The 10,010-nt window shown below is 69.6% G+C and carries 10 protein-coding genes; 4 read left to right on the plus strand and 6 right to left on the minus strand.

The features are described from left to right. Positions 1 to 204: 204 nt before the first annotated feature. The 3 genes from RSA25_RS16290 to RSA25_RS16300 all read right to left on the minus strand — a co-directional run bounded on the left by RSA25_RS16290 (position 205) and on the right by RSA25_RS16300 (position 3,193). Complete coding sequence (locus tag RSA25_RS16290) at positions 205 to 1,194, minus strand: sensor domain-containing protein (protein ID WP_332809889.1); 990 nt, start codon at positions 1,192 to 1,194, stop codon at positions 205 to 207. Further along, on the minus strand, positions 1,191 to 1,556 hold the full coding sequence (locus RSA25_RS16295; RefSeq protein ID WP_332809890.1) for a PadR family transcriptional regulator: 366 nt from the start codon (positions 1,554 to 1,556) through the stop codon (positions 1,191 to 1,193). The genes RSA25_RS16290 and RSA25_RS16295 overlap by 4 nt, the downstream gene beginning before the upstream one ends. A gap of 62 nt (positions 1,557 to 1,618) precedes the next feature. Next, complete coding sequence (locus RSA25_RS16300) at positions 1,619 to 3,193, minus strand: hypothetical protein (RefSeq protein ID WP_332809891.1); 1,575 nt, start codon at positions 3,191 to 3,193, stop codon at positions 1,619 to 1,621. A 118-nt stretch (positions 3,194 to 3,311) separates the two neighbouring features. Between RSA25_RS16300 and RSA25_RS16305 the strand changes: the two genes are divergently transcribed. After that, on the plus strand, positions 3,312 to 4,211 hold the full coding sequence (locus RSA25_RS16305) for a peptidylprolyl isomerase (protein ID WP_332809892.1): 900 nt from the start codon (positions 3,312 to 3,314) through the stop codon (positions 4,209 to 4,211). Between the two features lie 69 nt (positions 4,212 to 4,280). Here RSA25_RS16305 and RSA25_RS16310 read toward each other — a convergent pair whose 3' ends face one another. Next, entirely contained in the window at positions 4,281 to 5,162 is an 882-nt protein-coding gene (locus RSA25_RS16310) for a DMT family transporter (RefSeq protein WP_332809893.1), read from the minus strand. Positions 5,163 to 5,323: 161 nt separating this feature from the next. Here RSA25_RS16310 and RSA25_RS16315 point away from each other — a divergent pair, with 161 nt between their 5' ends. Continuing rightward, positions 5,324 to 6,253 (plus strand): LysR substrate-binding domain-containing protein, encoded by a 930-nt coding sequence (locus RSA25_RS16315; RefSeq protein WP_332809894.1) that lies wholly within the window; start codon positions 5,324 to 5,326, stop codon positions 6,251 to 6,253. An 87-nt stretch (positions 6,254 to 6,340) separates the two neighbouring features. Then, complete coding sequence (locus RSA25_RS16320) at positions 6,341 to 6,634, plus strand: hypothetical protein (RefSeq protein WP_332809895.1); 294 nt, start codon at positions 6,341 to 6,343, stop codon at positions 6,632 to 6,634. 45 nt (positions 6,635 to 6,679) lie between these two features. Here the strand turns inward: RSA25_RS16320 and RSA25_RS16325 are convergent, their stop codons facing one another. Then, positions 6,680 to 7,501 carry a DUF4349 domain-containing protein gene (locus RSA25_RS16325; RefSeq protein WP_332809896.1) on the minus strand — a complete coding sequence of 274 codons (822 nt, stop codon included), beginning with the start codon at positions 7,499 to 7,501 and terminating at the stop codon, positions 6,680 to 6,682. After that, positions 7,502 to 7,858, minus strand: a complete 357-nt coding sequence (locus RSA25_RS16330; protein ID WP_332809897.1) for a GFA family protein — start codon at positions 7,856 to 7,858, stop codon at positions 7,502 to 7,504. Positions 7,859 to 7,959: 101 nt separating this feature from the next. Here RSA25_RS16330 and RSA25_RS16335 point away from each other — a divergent pair, with 101 nt between their 5' ends. After that, on the plus strand, positions 7,960 to 9,768 hold the full coding sequence (locus tag RSA25_RS16335; RefSeq protein WP_332809898.1) for a DUF885 domain-containing protein: 1,809 nt from the start codon (positions 7,960 to 7,962) through the stop codon (positions 9,766 to 9,768). Positions 9,769 to 10,010 lie beyond the last annotated feature (242 nt).

Below are 10,010 nucleotides of genomic sequence, written 5' to 3' on the forward strand. Positions count from 1 at the left end.
AGGGCGCGTCGGGTCGGGGGGCGCGGTGGGGGTACCCGGAACAGCCAGTATGGGTGGGCCCCCGCCCGGCGCCCGGCACTACCCGTTTCATCCCGCATCGCGTTTCATTCCACGCCTCGTTTCATTCCGCGTCCCGCTTCATCCCGCGTCCCGCTTCATCCCGCGTCGGCGGCCGGCACGATCGGCCCTCGCAACGGCCTGGACTTACAGCCGCACCAGCAGGTGCTTGGCCATCATCCCGTGCAGGTGCCCCATGCCGCGGGCCAGGTGCAGGGTGGCAAACAGCAGCAGCACCCCGATCAGCGCCAGTACCGGGGTCAGCCCGATCGGCAGCATCTGCTGGCCGTCCACCCAGATGCCCCAGTACTTGTCGTCGAACAACAGCGCGGCGATCGGCGACCAGATGAAGGCCAGGGCGATGGACAACAGCGTGGTGAAGATCGTGAAATACACGATGCCCAGCGGCAGCATCAACACGAAATACAGCTGGGTCAGCCAGGTGCGGCCGTCGGTGAACATGTCCCCGATCCGCTGCAGCCAGGTGCGGCTGCGGTCGGAATAGGTCGGCCGGCGCGGCATGCGCTCGCCCAGCAGCGCTTCCACCAGCCTTCCCTCCAGCAGCGACAGCCCGCGCACCGAGCCGAAATACAGCACGGTCAGGGGAATGCCGATGATCAGCACCATCAGCCCCAGCGACAGCGACAGGCCGGTCACCACCCAGGTGAAGAAGAAGATGCCGGTGGCCAGCGACAGCAGCATGTAGAACAGCGCGCCATAGGTGCGCGGCTCCAGTGCGACGCCGAAGAAGCGCGCCAGCAGCGAGCGCGGCGGTGCGGCCGGCCTGGCCGGCGGCGGCACGCTGGCCGGATCGGCCACCGCGGCCGGCACCACCCGTGCCAGCGGGCGCGCGCCGGCGCTGGGCACGCGCAGCGCGCGGTTCACGGTGATCTCGGTCTCGCGGTAGATCTCGGCCACTTCGTCCGGTGCACCATAGCTGCCGGCCACGTCGGCGATCACCTCGCCCTCGCTGCGCCCGGGCTGGGCGGCCAGTTCGGCACGCAGGTACTCCTCGGCGTCGTACAGCGCATCCTGCACCATCGCCGGATCGGCATCGTGCAGCGCCGCGCGCAGCTGCGCCAGGTACTGGGCAATGGTGGTGGGCAGGCCGCTGCCCGTCATGGTCTGGTCGTTCATTGCAGTACCCCTTCCAACACGGAATCGACGGAATCTCGGGTGGCGCGCCAGGCCTGGGTCCACTGTTCCAGCACCTGGCGACCGCGTTCATTGATGCGGTAGTAGCGTCGCGGCGGTCCGGCCATCGACGGTTCGACATGGCTCTCCAGCAACCCGGCCCCTTCCAGGTTGCGCAGGACCGGGTACAGCGCGCTCTGCTTGCCGCTCAGCACGCCCTCGCCCACCCGCTCCAGCTCCTTGGCGATCAGATACCCGTACAACGGCTCGCCGGCCTTGGCCAGGACGGCGAGCATCGCCAGGGACACGGTGCCGGCGCTCAGCTCTTTCTGGAACTTCTTGAGGTAGACCTCGTCATCGCCCATGGCCGCTTCTCCACTACGTTGAAGTCAACACTAGTGTGAAGTCCGGTATAGCGAATGTGCCCTTAGTCACCCTGCCGCTTGGGAGGGCGCGCTGGCCGCGCTAATGCCGGCGCAGGGCGGCCTCGATGAGAGCCGCCTGGGCCGGCTCGATCCACGGGTGGCACTGCGCCATCTGGTCCAGCAGCGACTGCCGGTGGCCGGCACCCAATGGAGCGTAGCGCCCGCTGTCGAGGAGCCAGTCCTCCAGGATCTGCTGCCGCCAGGCCCCTTGGCAGGGTGTCCAGCGGCAGCAGCGACAACACCAGGTGCAGCCGCCGCCAATGCGGCAACGGGATCAGCAGCCAGGCCAGGGTCGCCTGGCGGCAGGTATCCAGTGGCCCCATCGCCCACAGCGCGCGCAGCATCGGCAGGTCCAGCACCAAGCGCGCATCCACGACTGCCTGGCGCATGACGCGCAACGCGCGGCGGTTGCCGCCAGCCAGCAGCGCCATCACCGTCGGCGCGTCGGTGAGGTCGGCGCAGCGCACCAGCCCACGCACGCAATGCCAGTGCAGCCGTCCGTCCGCGCGCGGCAACCAGCGCAGGAAACGCGCCGCATCCTCGCGCTCGGCGCGATCTGCCAGCGCGGTCAGCGCCGCCAGCGAGGGCCGGTCCGCAGCCGCATCGAGGGCCTGTCGCCACACCGGCAGTGGCGAGGCGCCCAACCGATCGTGCAGCACGAACGCGGCCACCGAGCGCACGGCGCCCGCACGATCCAACAGACCGGCGTGGACGGCCTCGGTCCAGCCCGGCCCCTGCGCCGCCACCAGCGCGCGCAACCCTTCGCGGCGGACCGCAGCACGCGGCGAGCCCAAGGCGGATCGCGCGATCTCCGGGTGCATTGCCGGCGGCTGGCGGCGCAATGCATGGCGCAGGGCGTGCAACGCAACAGCAGCGCTGCGGTCGGCGATGGCGGTGACGGCCAGCGTATCGGCCCAGGCCGGCGCCGCATCCAGCACGTAACGATGCGACCACGCGCGCACGCGGTCGTCAGGGCTGCGCAACAAGGCCTGCAGCAACGCCACCTGGCCTGGTTGCACCAGCCAGCCCAGCACCTGTTGATCGAACCAGGCCGCATCAAGGCGGCCGCGCGCCTGCAGGCGCAGGACAAGCGGCCAGCTCGCCACGACCTGGGCCAGGCTGCAGGCCGCCAGCAGCTGCGCCGCCGTGGCCTGGGCGCGCACGCGCACGTGCCGGGACCAGTCCGCGCTGCGCACGAGCGCCGCACACAACGCCAGCCGGCCAGGGAAGTGCACAAGCCGCCGCAGCGCCTGCTCGCGCACGCGGCCATTGGCATGCGCACACGACAGCAACAACAGTGGCTGCTGCAATGACGCGGGCAGCACATCCCAGGCGATTGCCGTGCCCGCGTCCCCGGGCCACCCGCCGAAGGCATGGCCGACGCAGCCGCGCAGCCGCTGGTCCAGCTCGAACCACTGGGCCACCGGCAGCGCCTCCAGTTGCTGCGCCGGGGTGCCGGCGGTCTGCAGCGGCGGCGTCAGTTGGGCCAGGGTCAAGGCGAGCAACTGCCGTGCATGGGCGCTGGCGGCGTCCACACGGGCGGCGAGCGCGGGCAGGTCGGGGGGAAGTGTGGACATGTCATCCCTGACAGGAAAAAGAACGCGCAGGCGCCACGGTAACCGATGCGTGACCCGGCACGCTGGTTAGCGCCCGGCGACTATTGCAGAATCGAGGCTTCCGCATCGAGGGTCTGCCATGTCGCTACGTCGTCCTGCCCTGCTCGCCCTGGCCCTGGCCTGCGCCCTGCCGCTTGCCGCCAGTGCGGCCACGCCCTATCGCAGCCCGCAGCAGATCCTGGACGCCTCGCCGGCCAGCGACTGGCGCACGCCCGATCCGGCCAACCTGCTCTACATGACGCTCGATGGCGGTGTGGTGATCCTGGAACTGGCGCCGGCGTTCGCGCCCGAGCACGTGGCCAACATCCAGACCCTGGCGCATGCGCATTTCTGGGATGGCGAAACGATCTACCGCGCGCAGGACAATTTCGTGGTGCAGTTCGGCGACATCGATGCCGACGATGCGGCCAAGGCCAAACCGCTCGGCAAGGCCAAGCGCAAGCTGCCGGCCGAGTTCCAGCGCGACAGTGCCGGGCTGCAGGTGAGCGTGTTGCCCGATCGCGATGGCTGGGCGGACCAGACCGGTTTTGTCGAGGGATTTGCAGTGGGCCAGGACCGCAAGGACGGCAAGACCTGGCTGGCGCACTGCTACGGCACGCTGGGCGCGGGCCGCAGCAACGAGGAAGACAGCAGCATCGGGGCGGAGCTGTACGTGGTGACCGGGCAGTCGCCGCGCCAACTGGACCGCAACATCACCGTGGTGGGGCGCGTGCTGCAGGGCATGGAACTGCTGAGCGCGCTGCCGCGTGGGCCGGCACCGATGGGCTTCTATGCCGATCCGGCGCAGCGCACGCCGATCCGCTCGATCCGGCGCGCCACCGACGTACCGGCAGGCGAGCGCCCCAGGCTGGAGGTGCTGCGCACCGGCTCCACAACCTTTGCCGAGGTGGTGGAAGCGCGACGCAACCGCGTGGATGACTTCTACAAGCGCCCGGCCGGGCACATCGACCTGTGCAACATCGCCGTGCCGACGCGCTGAGCGATTCCCCCGCGACGACGGTCCGGTCCGAACGGTAGCGCCACCCCGCGAGGGCGGCGCCACCCCACCTCAGCGCTTCTGCGACGCCGCCACGCTGCCCAGGATCAACACCCCGGCCACCACCATCGCCCAGGTCACCGCTTCGCCCAGGAACAGCCAGGCGAACAAGGCGCCGAACATCGGCACCAGATAGGTGACGGTGGATGCGCGGGCCGGGCCGATGCGGGCAATCAGGCGGTAGAACATCAGGAAGGCCAGTCCGGTGCAGACCACGCCCAGGGCAACGGCGCAGGCCCAGGACAACGGTGGGATCGGCGCGCTGGGCCAGTGCGTCAGCGCCATCGGCAGCAGCGCGATGGCGGCACAGCCCAGCGTGGCACCGGCCGAGGCCGCCGGCGGCAGGCCGGTCATGTGGCGCTTGACCAGGTTCACGCCCAGCCCGTACAGCAGCGCGGCCAGCGCGCCCGCCACCACCGCCGCGCCGATGCTCAGCCCGGACACCTTGGCGGTGGCCAGCACCACCACGCCGGCGAACCCGACCAGCAGGGCGATGGCGCGGCGCAGGCCGATCTTTTCGCCGAAGAACAGGAAGGCGATGAGCGCGGCGAACAACACGGTCATGGCGTTGCAGATCGCCCCGATCGCCGCCGGCGCCCGTTGCGCGGCCCAGGCGAACAACACGAACGGAATGGCCGAATTGATCACCCCGATCGGTGCCAGCCACAGCCAGCGTCGCGCCGGGAAATGGGCGCGGGCCTGCCACAGGAACGGCAGCAGCACCAGGGCGCCCAGCAGCAGCCGCACCTCCACCAGCGCATACGGGCCGAACGCCGGCACCGCCACGCGCATGAACAGGAACGAGCAGCCCCAGATCGCGCCCAGCACGGTCAGCTCCAGCGGCGTGCGCCAGTCGCGCTCGACCACGGCAGCGGCCACCGGCACGCCGCTCATGGCCGGCCCCCGATCAGCGGGTGGGCATGCGGCAAGGGCGCATTCGCAGACGGCGACATGGGGTGGCTCCGGGGGGACAGGCGCACAGCATCCGCCTCCCGCCGATGGCCCACAAGCGCGTAGTATCCGGGCAAGCCGCAAATTTCATTTGAGCCTCGCCCATGATCCTTCGCCCCGCCCTGCTGCCCGCGCTGGGGGTGTTCGCCGTCGCCGCGCGCCACCAGAATTTCGCCCACGCCGCCGAGGAGCTGCACCTCACCGCCAGTGCGGTCAGCCACCACGTGCGCAGGCTGGAAGACCTGCTGGGCACGATGCTGTTCCAGCGCCATGCGCGCGGGGTACGGCTGACGGCCGAGGGGCGCCAGCTGGCCGATGCGGCGGCCGCGGCGCTGGGGGATCTCAATGCGGTGGCCGGCAACCTGCATCCGCACGCGGACATCGTGCCGCTGCGCATCACCACCATCCGCTCGCTGTCCTACTGCTGGCTGGTGCCACGCCTGGCGCGCTTCACCGCCCAGCACCCGCAGGTGCGCATCGAACTGCAGACCAGCACCGAGCTGGTGCGCTTCGACGAGAACGGGCCGGAGCTGGGCATCCGTTACGGGCTGGGCCAATGGCCAGGCCTGCGCGCGCACCACCTGATGGACGATGCCCTGTGCCCGGTCGCCTCGCCCGCGCTGGCCGGGGTGGCGGCGCTGCGCGAACCGGCGCAGATCGCCACGCTGCCGCTGATCAGCGACATGTCGCCGCAGGGGTGGCGCGACTGGTTCCGTGCGGCCGGTGTCCGCGGCCTGGAACTGCCCTCGCTGCACACCTTCAGCGACAGCACCGATGCGATGCGCGCGGCGGTCTACGGGATCGGCGCGGTGCTGGCCCGCAAGCACATCGCCCAGCCCTACCTGCAACGCTACGAGCTGGTGCGCCTGCCCGGCCCGGACCTGAAGGCGCGCTACGCCTATTACGTGGTGCATGCCGAGCACCGCCCGCTCAGCCCCACGGCGCTGGCGTTCATGGACTGGCTCAAGCGCGAGGCACAGGACGAACGCACGCCGATCCCGGCGCTGCCCGACGAACTGCTGGGCCGGCCGTAAGCGGCCAACGAAAGGTTCAGCCCGTCCTCACCCGACCTTGTCCACCGGCTGGCTAGGCTGGACCTCCTTTCCCCCAAGGCGTGCTCCATGGCCCTGTTGCGACTCCGAATCACCGGCACCGAAGACGACGCGCGTGCCATCTCCGACCTGCTGCAGAGCATCGACGGCGTGGAGCATGTCGAGGAAACCGACGACCTGATGCCGCACATGGACGACGACGACTCCAGCTCGGCCGGCCTGTCCGATGACATCGGTCCGGGCAGCCACGAACTGGAGGTGGAAGTGGGCAATGCCTACACCGCCCAGCGCGTGCGCGATGCGGTGCAGGAACTGGCGCTGGAGCTGGACGTGTTCGTCGAGTACGAGCACGACGAAGGCTGATGCGGGCGCGGTGCCGGCCAGGCCGGCGCCGCGTTCCCGGTTGGCCTAGCCTGCGTGCGCGTTGCGCCGCCGGCGGCGACGCCACAGCTTCATGCCGATCCAGCCGAACAGCCACAGCACAAGCGCCACCGGCACCAGCGCGGCCACCGCGCGGATCACGAACGCCACGCTGCTGGTGAGGATCGCGCCGGACTCTCGCAGCGCCTCGCCGATCTCGCTGCGACTGCGCTGCCCGGACGGGGTGTGGAACTGCATCGTGACCAGCTGGGTGTCGATGCGCCGTCGCTGCTGCGCGGCCTCCTTGTTGGCCTGCTCCACGCCGGCCTCGATCTCCGACAGGCGCTGGGTGATCACCAGCAGGTCGGCCATCTTCACGTCCTTGCCGTCCTGGTAGGCCAGCAGGCGCTCGTGTTCCTTTTTCAGCCGGGCCTGGGTGAGCGCGGTGTCGGCCACCTGCTGGGCCAGGTCTTCGGCATGGGTGTTGCGCGAGGACACCTCACCGCCCTGCCCGGCCAGGCCGATGATCGGCTCCACGCCCTTGGGCGCGATGCGCACGCGCACCGACCCGGTCGGGTACTCGCCGCCCTGCTGGCCGACCTGCAGCACCGCACAGTCGCCGAAGCGGGCCGTCTGGCAGGCCTCGGCGATCGCCTTCACGCGCGCACCGATCGCCGACGCATCGAGCTGGATGTCGATGTCGTGTTCATAGGCCAGCGCCGCGCCTTCGGGCGAGGCCACGGCCCCGGTACCGCCGGCGGCACCCTCGGGCGCGCCCGCCGACTTGCCACAGCCGGCCAGGGCCAGCACCAGCACCAGCACCAGCATCCCTGCCAGGGCGCCACGCGGGCGCCAGATCATCCGGTTCATCTACTTGCTCGCTCCGTCGTAACGCGTGATCGCCAGGCCCTCCAGGTCGATCCCGGGCAGGCAGCGCACATTGACCGCCACCATCGCCTGCCCGCTGCGCGGGTCCACGCCCTCGCTGAACGGGGCGATCCCGCAGGTGCGGCAATGGTGGTGCTCCAGGTGGTGCTTGTTGAACTGGTAGGTGGCCACGCCGGCCGGGTCGGTGGTCAGTTCCAGCGCGGTGCGCGGTGCGAACCAGAGCAACCCGCCCCGCCGCCGGCACAACGAACAGTTGCAGTCCATCGCTTCGGTGATCGGCTCGGCGGCCTGGACCACGAACGCGATCTGCCCACAATGACAGCTCCCTTCGTATTGCATGGCACGCCCTCCCGGTGAAAGGGCCATGGTAATCCAATGGCACGGGCATGATCGGGCCAGGCAGCCTATGCTCGGCGATTGACCACAGCACAGGATCGCCGATGCGCCCGCATCTTCTCGCCCTCGCCCTGATCGCCGCCCTCGCCGGCTGCCAGCCGGCCGACGCCCCGACGGCCCCGACCGGCACCGCTGCGCCGGCCAGCGCCGGTGACGCGGCGGTCGATACCGCGTTCGCCGATCTGTCCAAGCGCGCCCTGGACACCTGGATGCAGCTGTCCCCGATCAGCGCTACCCAGATCGGCGACCACCGCTACGATGCGGAGATCGACGACCTCAGCGCCGCCGGCCAGCAGAAGATGCTGACCGCTTACAAGGCGCTGGTGGCCGACCTGGACACGATCGATGTGAGCAAGCTCTCGCGCGAGAACCAGGTCGACGCGGCGATCCTGCGCAACCAGCTGCAGTCCGAGATCTGGAATGCCGAGGTGCTGCAGTCGGCCAAGTGGGACCCGCAGCTGTACAACGGCGTGGCCGGCAGCGCGATTTACGGGCTGATGGCGCGTGAGTTCGCGCCGCTGCCCGAGCGCCTGAAGTCGGCGACCGCGCGCATGGAGAAGCTGCCGCAGATCTTCGCCCAGGCGCGCGAGAACCTGGACCCGGCCCGCGTGCCGAAGATCCACGCCGAGACGGTGGCCAAGCAGAACCGCGGCATCCTCAGCATCGTCGATACCTTCATCACCCCGCACATCGGCGAGCTGCCGGCCGAAGACGGCAAGCGCCTGCAGGCGGCCATCGATGGGTTGAAGAAGGCCGTGGAAGAGCAGCAGACCTGGCTGGACAAGACGCTGGTGCCCAACGCCAAGGGCGATTTCCGCATCGGTGCGGAGCTGTACGACCAGAAGCTGAAGTTCGCCTTGAACTCGTCGCTGTCGCGCGCCGAGATCGGCGAGCGTGCACGTGCCGAACTCCAGCGCGTGCGCCAGGACATGTACGGCATCGCGCAGACCGTGCTCAAGGACAAGCCCGGTGCCCCGGCCCTGCCGGCCAACCCGAGCGACGACCAGCAGCAGGCCGCGATCGAGGCCGCGCTGGAGCTGGCCTACGCCGACAAGCCGGCCCGCGACAAGGTGGTGGACGATGCCAAGGCGGCGCTGGCCCAGTCGACCGAGTTCGTGCGCAAGCACGACCTGATGACGCTGCCCGATTCGCCGGTGGACATCATCCTGATGCCCGAATTCCAGCGCGGCGTGGCGGTGGCCTACTGCGATTCGCCGGGCCCGCTGGACAAGAACCTGAAGACCTTCTACGCGGTGTCGCCGATTCCGGATGACTGGAGCGAGAAGCAGGTGGATTCGTTCCTGCGCGAGTACAACAGCCGGATGATCCACCTGCTGAGCATCCACGAAGGCACGCCGGGCCACTACCTGGAAGGCTGGCACTCGGGCAAGTTCCCGTCCACGCTGCGCGCGGTGCTGCGTTCGGGGCTGTTTGCCGAAGGCTGGGCGGTGTACACCGAGCGGATGATGCAGGAGCAGGGCTACCTGGATAACGATCCGCTGTTCCACCTGGTGCAGCTGAAGTTCTACCTGCGCACGATCTCCAACGCGATCCTGGACCAGGGCGTGCACGTGGACAACTGGAGCCGCGAGAAGGCGATGCACCTGATGACGCACGATGCGTTCCAGCAGGAAAGCGAGGCGTCGGGCAAGTGGGTGCGCGCGCAGCTGACCTCGGCACAGCTGCCGACCTACTTCGTGGGCGCGCAGGAACACTTCGATACGCGCAAGGCGGTGCAGGACAAGCAGGGCGAGAAGTTCAACCTGAAGGCCTACCACGACCAGATGCTGTCCTACGGCGCCCCGCCGGTGCGCTTCGCGCGCCAGCTGATGCTGGACCAGCCGATCGAGTAACAGCGGCCGGGTTCCTGGTCGGACAGGCGAACGGCCCGGGGGACCCGGCCTGCAACGCCCTTCAGAAGAACGCCCCGGTTCGTCAGGAATCGGGGCTTTTTTTTGCGCGTGTGTCCAGGCGACCTGCACACGGGGAGGTAGAGCCACCCCATGGGTGGCTGAGCGCGATGCCGAAACGAAGAACAGCGTCTGTGCCTACCCGGCCCCTCACCGGAGAGCAGCCACCCATGGGGTGGCTCTAC

This window comes from Stenotrophomonas sp. (assembly GCF_036662295.1).
Taxonomy (GTDB): Bacteria; Pseudomonadota; Gammaproteobacteria; order Xanthomonadales; family Xanthomonadaceae; genus Stenotrophomonas.